Annotated in this window: 13 protein-coding genes; 4 read left to right on the forward strand and 9 right to left on the reverse strand. The window is 69.5% G+C overall.

The window, feature by feature from the left end; translation table 11 throughout:
• Positions 1–9: 9 nt before the first annotated feature.
• From ABD235_RS36305 to ABD235_RS36315, 3 genes are read right to left on the reverse strand one after another with little or no spacing between them, the layout of a single operon-like run.
• Positions 10–804 carry a DeoR/GlpR family DNA-binding transcription regulator gene (locus ABD235_RS36305; protein WP_344182563.1) on the reverse strand — a complete coding sequence of 265 codons (795 nt, stop codon included), beginning with the start codon at positions 802–804 and terminating at the stop codon, positions 10–12.
• Positions 801–1418 (reverse strand): histidine phosphatase family protein, encoded by a 618-nt coding sequence (locus ABD235_RS36310; protein WP_344182565.1) that lies wholly within the window; start codon positions 1416–1418, stop codon positions 801–803. Before ABD235_RS36310 ends, ABD235_RS36305 begins: the two co-directional genes overlap by 4 nt.
• Positions 1415–2800 (reverse strand): FGGY-family carbohydrate kinase, encoded by a 1386-nt coding sequence (locus ABD235_RS36315; RefSeq protein WP_344182567.1) that lies wholly within the window; start codon positions 2798–2800, stop codon positions 1415–1417. The genes ABD235_RS36310 and ABD235_RS36315 overlap by 4 nt, the downstream gene beginning before the upstream one ends.
• A gap of 570 nt (positions 2801–3370) precedes the next feature.
• On the opposite strand from ABD235_RS36315, the gene ABD235_RS36320 reads away from it, so the two are divergent.
• Together ABD235_RS36320 and ABD235_RS36325 are read left to right on the forward strand one after the other, a co-directional pair.
• Positions 3371–4219, forward strand: a complete 849-nt coding sequence (locus ABD235_RS36320; protein WP_344182569.1) for a hypothetical protein — start codon at positions 3371–3373, stop codon at positions 4217–4219.
• Positions 4220–4280: 61 nt separating this feature from the next.
• Positions 4281–5720, forward strand: coding sequence for a family 43 glycosylhydrolase (locus ABD235_RS36325; RefSeq protein ID WP_344182571.1), 1440 nt, complete (start codon positions 4281–4283; stop codon positions 5718–5720).
• Here the strand turns inward: ABD235_RS36325 and ABD235_RS36330 are convergent.
• Genes ABD235_RS36330 through ABD235_RS36355 form a run of 6 tightly spaced genes read right to left on the reverse strand, consistent with a single transcriptional unit; the run spans position 5717 to position 15042 of the window.
• Positions 5717–6562, reverse strand: coding sequence for a galactose-binding domain-containing protein (locus ABD235_RS36330; protein ID WP_344182573.1), 846 nt, complete (start codon positions 6560–6562; stop codon positions 5717–5719). The two genes, ABD235_RS36325 and ABD235_RS36330, sit on opposite strands and share 4 nt — an antisense overlap.
• A complete protein-coding gene (locus tag ABD235_RS36335) occupies positions 6559–8175 on the reverse strand; it encodes an alkaline phosphatase D family protein (protein WP_344182575.1) in 1617 nt (538 codons plus the stop codon). Before ABD235_RS36335 ends, ABD235_RS36330 begins: the two co-directional genes overlap by 4 nt.
• A 4-nt stretch (positions 8176–8179) precedes the next feature.
• Entirely contained in the window at positions 8180–11989 is a 3810-nt protein-coding gene (locus ABD235_RS36340) for a hypothetical protein (protein ID WP_344182577.1), read from the reverse strand.
• A 4-nt stretch (positions 11990–11993) separates the two neighbouring features.
• Positions 11994–12821, reverse strand: a complete 828-nt coding sequence (locus tag ABD235_RS36345) for a carbohydrate ABC transporter permease (protein ID WP_344182579.1) — start codon at positions 12819–12821, stop codon at positions 11994–11996.
• Entirely contained in the window at positions 12818–13747 is a 930-nt protein-coding gene (locus tag ABD235_RS36350; RefSeq protein ID WP_344182581.1) for a carbohydrate ABC transporter permease, read from the reverse strand. Before ABD235_RS36350 ends, ABD235_RS36345 begins: the two co-directional genes overlap by 4 nt.
• The gene (locus ABD235_RS36355) at positions 13744–15042 is read right to left on the reverse strand and encodes an ABC transporter substrate-binding protein (protein WP_344182583.1); all 1299 of its coding nucleotides are present in this window, start codon (positions 15040–15042) and stop codon (positions 13744–13746) included. The genes ABD235_RS36350 and ABD235_RS36355 overlap by 4 nt, the downstream gene beginning before the upstream one ends.
• A 195-nt stretch (positions 15043–15237) precedes the next feature.
• Between ABD235_RS36355 and ABD235_RS36360 the strand changes: the two genes are divergently transcribed.
• Together ABD235_RS36360 and ABD235_RS36365 are read left to right on the forward strand one after the other, a co-directional pair.
• Positions 15238–15849, forward strand: coding sequence for a TenA family protein (locus tag ABD235_RS36360; protein WP_344182585.1), 612 nt, complete (start codon positions 15238–15240; stop codon positions 15847–15849).
• Positions 15846–16544 (forward strand): hypothetical protein, encoded by a 699-nt coding sequence (locus ABD235_RS36365; protein WP_344182587.1) that lies wholly within the window; start codon positions 15846–15848, stop codon positions 16542–16544. Before ABD235_RS36360 ends, ABD235_RS36365 begins: the two co-directional genes overlap by 4 nt.
• Position 16545: the final 1 nt, after the last annotated feature.

Below are 16545 nucleotides of genomic sequence, written 5' to 3' on the forward strand. Positions count from 1 at the left end.
AGCGGTCTCCTACAGAGGGGCTACTTCGACGTGGGCGCCCTGGTCGCGCAGCGCGGTGACCAGGTCCTCGGGGGTCTTCTCGTCGACGACGACCACGTCGAAGTCGGTCAGTGGTGCGAGCCGGTGCAGCGCGGTGCGCTGGAGCTTGCCGTGGTCGACCAGCAGGACCTTGGTCCTTGCCGACCTGAGCATCGCCTGCTTGACCAGCACGATCTCCTGCTCCTGGTGGAAGGCGTGCGTCGGCGACACCGCGGACACGCTGCAGAACAGCAGATCCGTGTGCAACGCGCCGACCGCTTCCGCGCACGGCAGTCCACCGAACGAATCGTGCGTCGCCGAGTAGATCCCGCCGAGCGCCAGCAGCGTGACGTCCCGCAGCTGCGCGAGCCGGGTGATCGCCGGCAGGAAGTTCGTTGCCACGGTCAACGGAGTGATGTCCTCCAGCAGCTCGACCAGCGCCAGCGCGCTGGTCGAGTCGTCGAGCATCACCGACATGCCGGGCTCGATCATCGTCCGGGCGTGCCGGGCGATCGCCGACTTCTCCGCCGACGCCGTCGTCAGCCGGTACGCGACGTTGCTCTCGAACACGCTGGTCGGCTGCGCGCTGACCCCACCGCGGTACTTGCGCACGACCCCCTGCCGCTCCAGCTCGTCGAGGTCGCGGTGCACGGTCATCACGCTCACCCCGAACGCCTCGACCAGGTCGTTCGCGGACACCGAGCCGTGCTGCACGACGTACGCCGCGATCTCGGCCTGGCGCCGGGCCGGCCGGCTCAGTTCGGTGCTGTCGTCGACATCGGTCATGCGGGGATCTCCGTTCGGACTGCGGGGACGTTGAAAGCCTCGAGACCCACTGTGCCGTCCTGCTGCCGCAAGCGCACCAGCGCCGCGGGACCGAGAGCCGGGAGCAGTCTGCGGTAGTCGCGGACCGGCAGGCCGAGCACCCGGCAGACGAGCAGCCGGATCAGCGTGTTGTGGGCGACGACGAGGACCTTCCCGCCCGCGTGCCGCTGGACGATCTCGTCGAAACCGCGCCGCACCCGCTCGGCGGCGTCGGCGACGTTCTCCCCACCTGGGAAGGGATTCGCGACCGGGTCCAGCGTGAAGGCGCCGGCGACCGCCGGGGGCAGCTCGCTCAACATCTTGCCCTCGGCCGATCCGAAGTCGACCTCCCGCAGCCGCGCGTCGGTCGTCGGTTCGAGCCCGAGGGCCGCGGCCGTCGGCGCGATGGTCTGCCGGGCCCGGAGCATCGGGGACGACCAGAGCGCCTCCGGCCGGAAGTCCTCGGCCCACACCCGGAGCAGCTCCGCCTGCTGCAGGCCGACCGAGTCGATCGGCAGATCGGTGGAGCCGGTGTAGCGGTTGCCGTGGTGCCACTCGGTGCGCCCGTGGCGCGCGAGGACGACGGTGGTTCTCATCGCAGGTACCCCCGGCGATCCAGCTCGGCCACGAACCCGCCGTACAAGTCGGTGAGTCGTTCGCTCGGGCGCGGCTCGATCACGCGGCCGATCCGGACCATCCGCCGCGCGGTCTCGGCCACCGACGTACCGCCGGACGCCGCGAGCACCGCCATCCCGTACGCCGGGTCGGCGGCCTCCGGCAGTTCGACCGGTACGCCGAGGACGTCGGCGCGGAGCTGGTTCCAGTGCTCGCTGCGGACCGCGCCGCCGGTCAGGGCGACGGATCGCGGCGGCTCGGCGCCGAGTTCGGCCAGGTGCTCGAAGGCGAGCCGCTCGATGAACGCGACGCCTTGCAGGACGCCGACATAGCGATGCAGGTCGTCTTCGACGTCCCCCAGCTCGAACCCGACCGCCTCGGGCGCGACGAACGGGAATCGCTCGCCGGGCTTGGTGAGCGGGTAGATCGTGGCGCCGACCGGTCCGTCGAGCGCGATCGCGGCACGGTCGAGGGCGTCGAGGTCCGCGCCGGGCAGCATCGTGGTGAGCGCACCGGCGCCGGTGTTCGACGCGCCGCCGGGGAGCCAGCCGTCGCCGTCGGGATGGCGGTGGCTGTAAACGGCCCCGGTCGGATCGTTGACGAGGTCCTTGGTGACGCCCTTGAGGACAAGCGTCGTGCCGAGGACGGAGTTCCAGGCGCCGGGCGTCAGCGCGCCGGCCGCGATCTGCGCAGCGCAGCCGTCGGTCATGCCGGCGACGATCGGGGTACCGGCTGGGACCCCGGTGACCTGGGCTTTTGCGGCGGAGACGGTGCCGATGGTGGTGCCGGGGAGGACAACTCGAGGTAAGACGCCAACGGGTAGGCCGAGTCGATCGAAGGCATCGGCGGGCCAAGAGCCGGTGAGGTCGTAGCCCGTTTTCAACGCATGGCTGGTGTCCGTGGCGACCGGGTGGCCGGCGAGGTCTGCCGCCACCACGTCCGCGCTGTGGGCGACCAACTGGTCATCGCCCGGTTGGAGCCAGAGGATCTTCGGCAGCGCCCACGTCGGTTGCATCGCCGATCCCCAGCGCTCCGGATCGGCGGCGACGATCCGTGGCAGGAAGTCCGCGGCGCGGGCGTCGTCGTACATGAGAGCCGGCGAGACCGGCCGGCCGTCGTGGTCGGTCAGCAGGACCGTGCCGGAGGTCGAGCAGATGGCGAGCCCCTCGACCTCACCGAACGGCGAGACCTCCGCGAGAACCTGCTCGACGGTGGTGATCCACTCGCGCGGGTCCTGCTCGTGCCAGACCTCGCCGCGGCGACTGGTCAGCGGCCGGGCCGCCCGCGCGAGCACCTTCCCGGTGGCTTCGACCAGCACGGCTCGCACGCTCTGCGTGCCGAGGTCAATGCCGATCCACGCCACAGTTCCGCCTCCCAGTGTTAGTTACGTTGGTAACATAACACCAAGAAGCGGTAAGAGCTGCTCTCAGCTGTGCATCAGGAGCAGTGACGGATGCGCGGTGGCCACCTCGAGGCGCCCCGCGTCGACCGCACCGAAGGCCCCGATCGGACCACTCACCGGCCGGCCGTGCCGATTGGTCCAGAATCCCCAGCCCGCCGGGGCGTCCGGCCACTCCGGGTCCGGCTCCCAGCCCACGGGTGGGCGCCAGGTGTCACTCGGTGGCTCAGGCCAGTCCGGTGGTGTGTTGAATCGATGCACGGGCGGCCCTTCCGGATTCCCCAGGAGACTCATCGGTGAGAAGTGTCTGACTCCTCAACGAACTCGTCGTCCGAACGTCACGCCTAAATCTTCGTAAAGTTTATGGCCCAGGACCCCTTTCGGACACCCCAACAGGTAGTGACGACCCGCCACTCTGCGTGCCGTTGCCGACAGCCACCACTCGTCACGGTGCGCAGCGAAGGTCACCGAGGGTTGACAACACCAGCGGACGGACGGACCTTGATCTCAGTCGATCGGCGTCGTGGGGGGACCATGGATACTGGTCAGAGCGTCGTCCTGCCGCACCGGTTCACCGGTCGGAGCAGCGGCGCGACCCTGCTGACGCTGCGCTGCGCCCGAGCGCGTCCCGGCCGCCCGTTCGGCGCCGACGCCGTCACCCAGCTCACGACCGACGGCCTGCTCGGCCAGGTCCTCTGGAGCACGACCTGTACGGCGACCGACGTGGCCATGGCCAACTTCCAGCAGCTCCGCGACAGCGGACTGTTCCTGGTCCGGGTCAACCTCAAGGACGTCGCCGGCGAACCGGCCCGGGTCCGCGAGCTCGTGCTCGCCGTCCAGGTCCTGCGCAGCCTGGGGATCCTGGTCGAGTACGACCTGGACCTGTTCGCGGGCACGCCGCGCTTCGCCGGCGTCCGGGACAAGGTCGCGATGCTCCGCGCGATGGTCGGCGACGGCTCCACCCCGGCGTACTTCACGACGGCCGCGATCGAGGCCGACTGCTCGCCGTGGCTTGCGGGCTACCGGCAACAACTCGACCCGGCAGTCCAACCCTGGCTCGGCGCGGGCGGCCTCTCGCAGCAGCTGGCCGAGGCGTGGGCCGAGATCCTGCTCGCCGAACGGCTGCTGCTCGGCCTGCGCGGTGGTGCCGCGCACCGGATCGCACTGCAGCGACTGACCCTGCGCAGCAACACCGAGCTGCTCAACCTGGTCGCGACCAGCGCCCGTGAGTTCGAGACGTCCGGCGCCACCCAGCTGCTCGACGACGAGCTGGTCGGACCGCGCGCGGAGCTGCTGACCCAGACGATGCTTGCCCTACGCAACCGTTTCTGGGCCGCGAACGCCCCGGCCGAACCACGCCGGCCGGCCGCCTGCGGAGAGTGACCGCTGTTCGATCTGGGCGTGAAGGGTTCCACTCCCTGTTCCAACGTTGTACCAATGGGCCATGAGGATCGCCCACCTTGTCCTGTCCGGCTTGACCGCCCTGATGCTGACCGCCGCCGCCGTACCGGCCGCCGGCGCCGAACTGCCCGAATCACCTGCCCGTACGGAGACCGTGATGGCGCAGACCTTCCGCAACCCGGTGAACACCGGGGCCGACCCGTCGCTGATTCACTACAACGGCCAGTACCACGTGGCCACCACGACCGGTGACCACATCGGCATCTGGTCGTCGCCCAGCCTGGCCACGCTGCTGGTCGCACCGGAGAAGGTCGTCTACCGCGACAGCGACCCGAGCCGGAACACGCAGATGTGGGCACCGGCGTTCCGCCACGTCGGCAACCGCTGGTACGTCTACTACACCGCCTCGGACGGCGTCGACGCGAACCACCGGATGTACGTGCTGGAGTCGGCCGGCGACGACCCGCTCGGCCCGTACACGTTCAAGGCGAAGATCGCGGACTTCGGCGAGTACGCGATCGACGGCGAGCCGATCACGCACAACGGGCAGCAGTACTTCGTCTGGACCGGCCCGGGCCGCGGCCAGGGTGGACCGGCGCAGCTCTACATCGTGCGGATGAGCAACCCGTGGACGGCGACCGGCAACCGGGTCGCGATCCCGGCCGACGGTGGCTGCAGCGAAGTCCGCGAGGGCCCGACACCGCTGTACCGCAACGGCCGGACCTGGCTCACCTACTCCTCCTGCGACACCGGCAAACCCGACTACCAGCTGTGGATGAAGAGCATCGCGAACGGCGCCGACCCGATGGTCGCGACGAACTGGGTCCAGCACCCGGGTCCGATCTTCTCCCGCAACGACGCCAACGGCGTCTGGGGTCCCGGCCACCACTCGTTCTTCACCTCGCCGGACGGCACCGAGGACTGGATCGCCTACCACGGCAAGAACACCAGCGCCTACACGTACGCGTTCCGCACCGCGCGTGTGCAGAAGATCAGCTGGAACGCCGACGGCTCGCCGAACCTCGGCAGCCCGCTCGCCGCCGGCGCGACCCAGCAACTCCCGTCCGGTGATCCCGGCGCCACGACGTCGGTGATCAACGACACCGACGTCGGCACCGGCCAGAACCAGGTCCAGTACGCCGGAACGTGGAACTCCGGCTCCGGCTGCGGCAACCAGTGCTTCTGGGGCAACGACCACTGGACCGGCATCGCCGGAGCGTCCGCGACCATCCGCTTCACCGGCACGAAGATCGCGCTGCTCAGCGTCGTCGACGTCGGCAACGGCATCGCTGCCCTCTCGATCGACGGCGGACCCGAGCAGCGCGTCGACTACTACAGCTCCCTTCGCGTCGGCGAACAGCTCACCTACGTCAGTCCCACCCTGCCCAGCGGCCCGCACACCTTGAAGATCCGCGTCACCGGCGAGAAGAACCCGGCCTCGACCAGCACCCAGATCAGCGTGGACCGCATCGAGGTCTACTAGCTCGCATAGAGCTCCAGCTCCACGATGCGCGAGTAAGTGAGACCTTCGTTGCTGGCCAGGCAGAGAATCCGTACGGCGGTGGCGGTGACGGGGGTGAAGGTGGTGCTGGTCAGCCCGGCCTTGTTGTCCCGGACTTCAGCGACGGTCTGCCAGGCACCACCGACCTGCGCCTGCACGTCCCAGTCCTTCAGCCCGTAGCCGGCGGCCGGGTACTTCTTCGAGTCGAGCGTGTACAAGTCGGCCCGGCCGACCGACTGCGGTTGATCGAAGGTGACCTGCAACCAGTCCGGGAACTTGCCCCTGCTCGCGTCGTTCCAGCCGGTACTGATTCCCCAGTGCTCCTGGTCGCGGTCGCCGTCGACAGCCCCGCAGGCCGGGTAGACCGGCACGTGCTCGGTGGACGCGGAGACCGGTACGTAGCGCGCCAGGTTGCCGGTGGTGTCGACCGGCGGCTGCCCGATTTCGACCGGCAGGCTGAGCTTCTGGTCTCCCGCCGTCACCTGCACCGTGTACTGGCCGGGCGCCGAGCCCTTCGGCGCGGTCACGTCGATCGGCACCTTGAGCGTGTATCCCGGTGGCAGGTAGCTGGACACGATCTGCCGGGACACGTTCAGCGGCGCAGGCGCGGTGATGAACGCGTCGGCGTACACGGCGGTCCTCCCGGTGTTGCCGAACCGCAGCTCGAAGGTCTGCTTCGCGCACGGCACCGGCGACACCGTCAGGTTCGGTACGTCGGTCGCGAGACTCAGACCGCGCTGTGCGGAGCTGCTGGCCGCCGCCGGGCCGGTCGCCACCAGACCGGCCAGCACGGCACCGAGCGCGATCATCGCCCTGAGCTTCATCGGACCGTCACCTCCTGCCCGACGGTGTTCAGGCCGGGGTTGCCGGCCTCTACCACGAACGAGCGCACCGTTGAGATCGGCGCACCGGGCCGGTCGATGTAGGGCACCACTCTGCAGTCCACCCGCAGCTCCTTCTCGTCGAAGCGCAGCACCGAGTAGCCGCGCCGCTCGTCCACGAACCTCAGGTGCGGGTTGCCGTCCAGGAACTTCTGCCCGTTGGCCGACACCGGTACGCCGTTGCCGCCGCTGCTGAACGAGGTCGGCACCAGCTCGACCCCGACCGTCTGCGAGGACGGGTCGGCGTAGTTCCGCTTCATGTCCATCGCGTAGCCGGCGTGCACGTCGCCGGTGAGCACGACCGGGTTGCGGTGCCGGTTGACCGCGAGGCCGTCGAGCAGCACCTTCTGCTCGGCGCCGTATCCGTCCCAGGCGTCCATGTTGTAGAGGTCGCCCGCGGTGGGATCCAGGTCCATCCGGCTCAGGATCACCTGGTTGGCCAGCACGTTCCAGGTCGCCGGGGAGCGGTTCAGGCCGTCCAGCGCCCACCTGGTCTGCTGCTGACCGGCCATCACCCGGGCCGGGTCGCGTCGGGCCTCAGAGTCGACCTTCCAGCCGTCGCCCGCGGCCTGGTCGGAGCGGTACTGGCGGGTGTCCATCACCGTGAGCCGGGCGAGGCGGCCGAAGTCGAACCGCCGGTAGAGCATGTAGTTCGGTCCCTGCGGAGCGGGACCGCGCAACGGCAGGTGTTCCCAGTACGCGCGGTAGGCGTTCGCCCGGCGTACGAGGAAGTCCTCGATCGGGGCGTTGCTCTTGGAGATCGCGCCGGCGTAGTTGTCCTGGACCTCGTGGTCGTCCCAGGTGGTGATCCACGGCGCGGTCAGGTGGGCCGCCTGGAGATCGGGATCGGCCTTGTAGAGCGCGTACTGCAGGCGGTACCGGTCGAGGGTGTCCGCCTCGGTGCGGAACTGGCTCGGCACCGGGTCGGTCACATTGCGCAGCCCGCCGTTCGCGGCGATGCCGAACTCGTAGATGTAGTCGCCGAGGAACACCACGGCGTCGAGGTCCTCGGACGCGAGGTGACGCTGCGCGGTGTAGTAGCCGTCGGTCCACGCCTGGCAGGAACTGACGCCGAGAGTGAGCCGGCCACCACGCTGACCGGGCGCGTTCGCCGTACGGGTCCGGCCGGTCTGGCTGAGATAACCGTCGCAGCGGAAGCGGTACCAGTAGTGCCGCCCGGGCTGCAGTCCCCGTACGTCGACGTGCACGCTGTGCGCGAACTCCGGTCGCGCTGTCGCGCGTCCGGACCGCACGATCTGGCGAAACCCTTCGTCGGCCGCGACCTGCCAGTCGACGCCGACGTCCTGGTACGGCGCACCGCCGAGCGGATCGAACGGCTTCGGCGCCAGCCGGGTCCAGATCACCACCGCGTCCGGCAGCGGATCGCCCGAGGCGACACCGAGCGTGAAGGGATCGCCGGTGAGCCCGCTCGTTCCACCGGTGCCGGCCGCGCTGCCCGGCAGGTTGGTCCCGAACGCCACCGCGGTCGCGGCGCCGGTCAGGGTGAGGAATCGGCGGCGGGCCAGGCCCACCGCGGGTCTGAGATCTTCGGTCACGTGATCAGCGCTCCTTTGGGTGCCTCACTTGGACGGGCCCGAACAGGCCGGACGTCCGTTGTCCCCCGAAGACGAAATGGGTCGGCCCGACCGCGTCCAGGTACGGCGCGACGGTGCCGAACACCTCGATGTCGAGCGTGTGCTCACCGGTCAGCCCGGTCAGCTCGACGACGTACGGCGCACAGAACCGGACACCCGCGCTGCGGCCGTCCACCAGGACTTCCGCCGTACCGCGCACTCGGCCCAGGTCGAGCTGGACCGTGCCGGTCGCGGTGATCCGGCGGCGGTAGCGGACTCCCCCGCTGTACTCCGCCAGGCCGTGGTCCTCCCAGTTACCGAGCCCGATCCGGCCGGGGCCGACGATCGCGCGGATCGGTCCCGCGAGGGCCGCGCCTGCTTCGAAGCCCGGCTCGGTCCGCAGCGTCAACTGTCCGGTCCGCGCACCCGCCGGGCTGGCTGCGACCAGGTGACCTGTCCCGGCGATGAGCTCGTGCCCGTCGACGGCGAGCACCGCTCGGCAGTTCAGGTCGAACTCGAGTCGCAGGGTTCCGGGCGGAAGGTCGAACCGCAGGTACTCGGTCCGCTGCGGATCGTCGCGCGGTACGGCGAAGGTGATCGGCTCGACCACCGAGGTGTCCGTGCCGTCCAGCCAGGCCGCCGCTGGCAGCGGGTGCGGTCGGCGGTGCAGATACAGGTCGGCCAGAGCCCGGTGGCGTTGCCTGCGCCGGACCACCTTGCCATCACCAACAGTCCCGACGACTTGCCCTGACCAGTTGTGATCTGACACCACCAAACCGTCGACCATGATCGGCGTCGACTGGCTCAGCTCGATCGCGATCTCGTTCTCGCCCGGCCGCAGCGCGCCGGCGACGTCGTACCGGCGAACTCTCGGCGTCGGCCGCTCGTACGGCAGGAACCCGCCCTGGCGACCCACCTCGACACCGTTGACGAACAGCCGCGCCGATCCGCTCGCGGTCACCGTCAGCTCCGACTCACCCGCCGGTACGACGGTGGTGCTGAGCCGGATCGCCGTACCGGGTGGTGGTGGCTCCGACAGAGCGATCCACTCCGGACGCCGGTACGCCGCGAGGTCGCGGACGAACGCCAGGTTCGCGCGCAGCGGCAGCTCCTCGTCAGGAGTCAGCCGCAGCTCCAGCAGGTGCGGTCCGGCGGAGAGACGGGCGGCCGCCGTGGCGAAGTGCCCACCCGCGTCGTCGATCTTTACAAGCACCCCGTCGATCAGCAGCTCCTTGGCGGCCGGAGCGCCCACGACGATCGTGGTGCGGAGCTCCTCCGGCAGTGTGAAGGCAGCCTGGAAGCTCACCGTCCGCCCGGCCTCGACCACGCCGAAGTCGAGGAACTCCTCGGGGACGTGCCCCTTCGGACCGAGGGAGTCCTTGTGGATCCGGTCCTTGTGGATGCCGAGGCGCTCGGAGTACTCGACCGGTACGCCGTCGATCAGCCCGTGCAGGCCGAAGGTCGCGTGCGCCGGCCTCCACTGCTCATCACCTTCGACCCGGTGCAGCAGACCCCAGCGCTCCACGACGACCTCGTCGCCCTCGGGAGCGGCCGGCCAGGCGAAGTCGCCCCACGAGTTGTCGAGCGTCGGGATCAGCGTCGCGTCCCAATCACCGTCCAGCTGCTCGTCGGTCCACTCGGCAGCGGGAGCCTGGTCGACCAGTTCGTTGCCCTCAGCAAAGATCAGCAGAGCGGCCGGACCGGCCTCGAACGGAACCGTGACCTCGGTGAACTCGCCGATCACGCGACAGGGAAGAGCTTCGTGCTCGGCGCCGAAGGGTGAGCACAACAGCGGCGCACCAGGTGCGTTGCGGACCCGCAGGGTGGTCTCGCGCAGGTAGCGGCTGGTGTCGAAGTCGTAGCCGACCGTCGCCCAGTCGTGGCTGATCCCGCGCTCGACCGCCCGCCCGTCGCCGACCCGCGTCGCGCTCCACTCGGTCGCGGTGACGAAGACGACCAGCGCGCCGTCCACCTCGCGAACCAGCGTCGGCACCTCCGCCTCGACCCGCCGCGGCAACCGCGCCAGCGCGTTCGGGACGTCGTTCGCGGTCGGCACCGACAACGCTTCGCCACGAGCGAAACGCTCCCGCAGCAGCGCGACCGTCTTGTCGCTCCCGGCCACCGCCCGCTCCGGAAGGGCGCCGACGGCAACCAGCAGTCCACCGGCAGCAACGAACTCGTCGAGCCGCTCGGCCACGGCAGCCTCGAGAACAGTGGCCGCAGGCAACACGATCGCGGCGTACTGCTCGTCGGCGATGTGCAACCGACCGTCCGCGCTGACCTCCGCGCCGGCCAGGGAGTCGTCGTCGATCACGTCCGCGTCGAGCCGCGCCCGATCCAGGACGCCGAGCGTCGGCGCGAACCAGGTCGCGTCACCGATCAGCTCCCGGTACACCGCCTGAGCCCGTACGGCGTCCGCGCCCGGCCCGTCCATCGTCAGCCCGGCCTGCGCCGTCGCGTTCGGGAACAGCACCGCGACGTCGCAGACGTGCCGGCCCAACGACAGCGCGGCGCACAACCTGGCGACCGCATCGGCGAAGTGCTTGTGGTGACGCCAGTACGGCTGCCGCCAGTCGGTCGACGGCGGCGCCCACTCCCACCACCCGGCGCGAGTCGTGTAGTAGACCGCGTGCGGGTTGTAGAGCGTCGCGCCGGTGCGCAGCCACGGCAGCAACCAGTCGAAGGTCTCCTCGAGCGTCCCGCCCCAACCGGTCGAGTGGAACGCCTCGATCCAGGTCCGCGGCCGGTCGTAGAGGTGGGCTAGCGACGAGTGGAACCGGGCGTCGCCGTGGTGGTCGGATCCGGGTGCGCTGAACCAGCGATGCGTTCGCGCGTAGTCGGCGTACAGCTGGACGCCTTCGACCGGGAGGCCGCCTCGGGCCGGGTCCTGCTGGTCGCAGCCGACCGTCAGTCCGTACCTCTCGTGCCAGTCGAACAGCGGCTTGAAGAACGCCTCCTCGGCCAGCGCCGCCCGCAGCGCGTGGTAGTCGCGGCGTACCCGGTCCGCATCCGGCAAGTCGGATCCCCACAACGCGGCCAGGCGGTCGCGGACGTCGTACCCGTACCTGGCGACGAACTCCTCGGCGAAAGTCGCCGACCACGTGGGCATCGACGGCAGCTCGTCCTGGAACGACCCGACCACCACCGTGCCGAGCAGCGGCCCGAGACGACGGGCGAACTCTCCGTGCACCTGGTCGAGCAACGCGGCACAGGCTTCACCGCTCAGGTAGTCGAACCCGTGGTCGGTCTCGTAGAACAGGGACAACCGCGACTCCATCGGTGCCTGGCACTCGACCTGACCGTCCGCGGCCGTGACCGCCTGCCCCGGACCGCCGTCGAGCGGCTCGAGCACGGCCGCGATCGCGCGACCTCCCGACGGCCAGCGCAGCACGAGCCGGCCGGTCCCGGTGATGGTTGCCCGATGCAACCGGCGTCCGGCGTACGACGGACGGCCGGCGACCAGCCGGGCCTGCAGATCGGCACCGGAGAAGCCGAGCTGGTCGTAGAACCACAACGACACCCCGAGCTCCTCGGCGTCCGCGCAGACGCCGAGGAAGATCTCCCACCAGGCCTCGGACCGGAACGGCGGTTCGTCGGCGTCGCAGCCGTGGTCGGACCCGGCCGGAGCGAGGTTGAGGACGACGAGCTGGTACACCCCGCCCTCGACGAAGCGCTCGAGCTGCCAGCGCAGGCGGGCCGGGTCGAGCTTCTCGCCGCTCCACCACCAGATGGGGACCGGCGAGAACTCCTTCGGGGGTTCGGTCAGGACAGCCGCCAGGCGATCGGGCAGGGGCATCGGCTCAACCCTTCAGTCCGCTGGAGAAGCCGCGGATGACGTAGCGCTGGAGGACCAGGAAGACGACCAGGATCGGCAGCGCGGCGAGCACCAGCCCGGCCGCGACGAGTCCGTAGTCGGAGGTGTACTCGTTGACGAAGGCGAAGACCTTGACCGGGACGGTCTCCCGGCCGGAGCCGCCGAGGTACAGCAGCGGGGTGAAGAAGTCGTTCCAGACGTGCACCGCGTTCAGGATCAGCACGGTGCCGGTGATCGGTCGCAGCAGCGGGAAGATCACGTGCACGAACGCCTGCAGATGTGAGGCGCCGTCGATCAGCGCCGCGTTCGTGTAGTCGGCGGGCAGCGAGCGGATGAAGCCGGTGTAGAGGAACACCGTGAACGGCAGCTGGATCCCGGTGTAGAACAGGATCATGCCCTGGTAGGTGCCGATCAGGCCGAGGTCGTTGACCAGCTGGTAGAGCGGGATCATGCCGAGCTGGAACGGCAGGATGATGCCGACCAGGAACAGGATGTAGAGGCCGTAGCTCAGCCGGCCGGCCCGCCGGGCCAGGAAGTACGCCGCCAGCGAGCCGAGCACGATCAGCGCGAGCACGCTGCTCACGGTGATCAGCGTGCTGTTGAACAGCGCCGCGCCGAGCGTCGCCGACTGCCAGGCGGTCCCGAAGCTGTCCACCGACGGCGGGTTCGGCGGCGACAGCGGCGCGTTGGCGATCTGGCCCGGATCCTTGAACGCCAGCGTCACCAGGGCGTAGACCGGGAACAGGAAGGCGACCGCGGCCGCCACCATGACGATCTCCAGGACGAAGGTCCGTGGGCGGTATCCGGTCCTCATGCGGTGGTCTCCCGGGAACGCAGGTAGGCGATCTGGACGAACGAGACCGCGGCGACGAAGATCGCCAGCACCAGCGCGACGGCGGTGCTGTAGCCGAACTTCCCGAACACGAAGGCCTGCTTGTAGAGCACGGTCGACAAGGTGTCGGTCGCGTAGCCGGGTCCGCCGTTCGTCATCGCGATGATCTGCGTGAACAGCGTCAGGCCGCCGACCGTCGACAGCATCACGTTGATCGTCACCGCGGGCGCCAGCAGCGGCCAAGTGATGTGCCGGAAGCGCGCGACGGTCCCGGCGCCGTCGACCATCGCCGACTCGTGCAGCTCCTTCGGTACGCCTTCGAGGCCGGCCAGGAAGATCACCATCGAGTAGCCGGCGCACTGCCAGATCACGGTGAAGGCCACCGACCAGATCGCGATCGACGGGTTGCCCAGCCAGTCCTGCCGCAAGGCCCCCAACCCGACCGCGTTCAGCGCCGCGTTCAGGCCCGCGTCCGGCGCCGGGTTGTAGACGTACTTCCAGAGGAACGACACCATCACCGGGCTGACCACGACCGGGGCGAAGAAGATCACCCGCAGCACCATCCGGCTCTTGATCGTGGTGTGCACGCCGAGCGCGAGCAGCAGGCCGATCCCGTTCTGCACGACCACGATCGCCAGCGTCAGCAGCAGCGTGTTGCGCAGCGCGCCGAGCGCCTGGTCGTCGTGCAGCAGCTCCCGGAAGTTCGCCAGCCCGACGAATGACCGCTGCTCACCGACGCCCGACCAGTCGGTGAAGGCCGATCCCGCGCCGACGATGCTCGGGTAGAGCATCACCAGCGCGTAGACCAGCAACGCCGGTACGGCGAACAGCCAGGGTGGCGCGATGCCACCGCCCCGGCGTACCCGCTTGACCGCGGCCGGCTGGGTCACCAGGGCCTGCGCCGTCATGCGCTCTTCCGGTAGGCCTCGTCCATCTTCTTCAGCGCACCGGCGACGGTGTTCCGGCCACCGAGCAGCTCCTGGACGACGGCGAAGTGCGTCGGCTGGACCTCGGCGTTGGGCCAGCGCTGGTCCATGAACGGGACCGCCTTGTTGCCGGACAGGTAGGGCAGGAACGGCGTGAGCACCGGATCCACCTTCGGCTCGCCGTCGGAGTACAGCGGCACGCAGGCGACGGCCTCGGACCAGGCGTTGACGATGTCCGGCTGGCCGCAGAACTCGATGAACTTGCGCGCCTGGTCGGCCTGCTTGCTCTTCGCGCTGACCGCCAGCCCGACCACGATGCCGCCGGGGATCCAGTTGTCGGCGACCGTGTCGGTGGCCGGGAACGGGAACATGCCGAGGTCGTCCGGCGACGGCGCCGCCTCGCGGTAGGCCTGCAGCACGGCCGAGACCTGGACCGCCATCGCGGCCTTGCCGGTGCCGACCATCGAGGTCGCCTGCTCGTACGTCGTACCGTTCGGGTTGTCGTTGAAGAAGCCGCGTTTCTGCAGCTCGAGGTACTTGCCCATCGCGTCGGCCCAGCCGGAGTCCGCGAACGAGGCCGAACCGGCGATCATCTTGTCGTCGAAGTCCGGCTGCTTGGCGTAGACCGTGCCCGGGACCAGCGCGTAGTTGACCAGCTGTGTCACCCAAGGGGTCTGGGCGCCGAGCGCGAGCGGGACGATGCCCTTCTTCTTCAGCGTCTCGCAGACCGTGAGCAGCTCGCTCCAGGTGGTCGGCACCTCCACACCAGCGGTGGCGAACGCCTTCTTGTTGTAGATCGCGCCGAGCACGCTGGTGCCGGGCGAGAAGATGTAGGTCTTGCCGTCCTGCTGGTACGCGCCCCTGAAGCCGGCGGGGATCTTCTGCGTCCAGGCCTGGTCGCTCAGGTCGGCCAGCAGGTTCGCCTTGCTGAGCTGGACCATCGACATCGCGCTGCCGTTGCCCGGGTAGACCGCGTGCAGGTCCGGCGCGTTGCCCGCCGCCAACTGGGCGCGCAGCGCGGTCTGGAGCTGGTCGGCCGGTGAGAAGGACAGGTTGAAGTCGAACGAGCTGTCCTTCTTCTTGTACTCGTCGAGCGCCTTCCGCAGCCCCGCTTCCTGGCTGCCGGCGCCGATCACCTTCAGGCCGCCGCCGCTCGCTCCACCACCGCGGGAGTTGGTGCTGCCGCACGCGGCCAGGGCGCCGGCGCCCAGCGCTCCGCCCATCAACTGCAGGAGCCGCCTGCGGCTGACCGGCGTACGGATGACCTCGGGTGCCATGGTTCCTCCTGAGTTTCGGGCAGCACGCAGCGCCCGTGAGTTATCACGGTTGGCTGGGAAGAAATCGGGATTGAGTGTTATCTTCGTCTCTGCGGCACGGTACGAAGCGCGCCGACGGCATGTCAAGGGTTCGGGCGTCACCGGTTGAAAGGATTCAGTGCGGCGGGCCGACCAAGGGCCTGAGAAGATGGCCAGGTGCCCGAGACCACCCGTACCCTGCTGACCGGGCAGGCCAGCGCCTGGCAGCGCATCCTGGACCACCCGTTCGTCGCCGAGACCTCCGCCGGGTCGTTGCCGACAGCAACGTTCGACCGGTGGCTGGCCGAGGACCACTTCTTCGTGCGGTCCTTCCAGGACTACCTGCGCGAGCTGACCGCCATCGCCCCCGACGACCGGGCCCGCGCCGTCCTCGCCGACGGGATCGCCGCCCTGGTGCCGGAGCTCGCCCTGTTCGAGAAGGCCGCCGCCGAACGCGGCCTCGACCTCACCGGCGAACCGTCGCTGCTGAACGTCGGCTACTCGTCGTACCTGCTGAGCACCGTGCGTGAAGGCTGGCCGGTCGCGATCACGGTCCTGTACGCCGTGGAGAAGGCGTACTACGACGCCTGGGCGTCGGTCCGCGACACCACCGGCCCGGACACGCAGTACGCCGGCTTCATCGCGAACTGGTCGTCACCGGAGTTCGCGGCGTACGTCGAACAGCTCGGCGCCCTGGTCGACCGCGAGGAACTGACCCCTGCGATGGAGCTCGCCTTCGACCGCGTCGCCCGCTTCGAGATCGCGTTCTGGGACCTGGTGCACGGGTGAAGACAGCGGTCCTCGCGAGCGGCGTCGTCGCACTCGGCCTGATCGGCGCGGCCGGCGGCTACCTGGTCGGCGACCTGACCCAGCCGACCACGGCCAGCGCGAGCAACGGCTACCCGAGCGGCGGCGACTCGCCCTCGGCCGACGTCATCGTCAAAAGTCCGATACCGAATCACGTGCCCGCCTTCAAGGCCACCGGGCTGCGCTACCGCGAACACACCTTCACGGTCCGGCAGGAGCCGTCGCCGAGGGTCAAGGTGTCGATCGACATGCCTCGCGGCTGGCAGCTCACCAGCTCGCCGAAGACACCGGCTGAGGTGAAGTTCCTCGATCCGCTGAAGGAACGCGGGGTGCGGGTCGAGTCCGGGTTCCCGCCGGACCTGACCACCGCTGAGCAGCGGGAGAAACTGATCGCCGGACTCGTCTCCAGCCAGGCTCCCGAGAACGACCTGAAGATCCTCGAGAACTACGACTCCACCGTGACCGGCGACGACGGCAGGACGCGGGAAGTCTCAACGCTGATCTACACCTACATCCCGACCGAGACCCTGCGGTACGTGATCGTTCGCTGGGTCGCCACGGGCGGCGACTCGCAGGCGACCGTCGAGATGAGTGTCACCGGGTTGCCGCAGGATGCGGCCGGACTGAAGGCTGTGCTGGCCAAGGCCAGCGAATCGGTCACGATCAGGGACTACTGAC

The organism is Kribbella lupini (assembly GCF_039529595.1).
In the GTDB taxonomy this organism is placed as follows: Bacteria; Actinomycetota; Actinomycetes; order Propionibacteriales; family Kribbellaceae; genus Kribbella; species Kribbella lupini.

Excerpts from the sequence above, each read along its gene's own strand:
- ABD235_RS36355 (WP_344182583.1), bottom strand. The coding sequence starts at position 15,042 with ATGGCACCCGAGGTCATCCGTACGCCGGTCAGCCGCAGGCGGCTCCTG.
- ABD235_RS36330 (WP_344182573.1), bottom strand. The coding sequence starts at position 6,562 with ATGAAGCTCAGGGCGATGATCGCGCTCGGTGCCGTGCTGGCCGGTCTG.
- ABD235_RS36310 (WP_344182565.1), bottom strand. The coding sequence starts at position 1,418 with ATGAGAACCACCGTCGTCCTCGCGCGCCACGGGCGCACCGAGTGGCAC.
- ABD235_RS36350 (WP_344182581.1), bottom strand. The coding sequence starts at position 13,747 with ATGACGGCGCAGGCCCTGGTGACCCAGCCGGCCGCGGTCAAGCGGGTA.
- ABD235_RS36320 (WP_344182569.1), top strand. The coding sequence starts at position 3,371 with ATGGATACTGGTCAGAGCGTCGTCCTGCCGCACCGGTTCACCGGTCGG.
- ABD235_RS36305 (WP_344182563.1), bottom strand. The coding sequence starts at position 804 with ATGACCGATGTCGACGACAGCACCGAACTGAGCCGGCCGGCCCGGCGC.
- ABD235_RS36345 (WP_344182579.1), bottom strand. The coding sequence starts at position 12,821 with ATGAGGACCGGATACCGCCCACGGACCTTCGTCCTGGAGATCGTCATG.
- ABD235_RS36325 (WP_344182571.1), top strand. The coding sequence starts at position 4,281 with ATGAGGATCGCCCACCTTGTCCTGTCCGGCTTGACCGCCCTGATGCTG.
- ABD235_RS36340 (WP_344182577.1), bottom strand. The coding sequence starts at position 11,989 with ATGCCCCTGCCCGATCGCCTGGCGGCTGTCCTGACCGAACCCCCGAAG.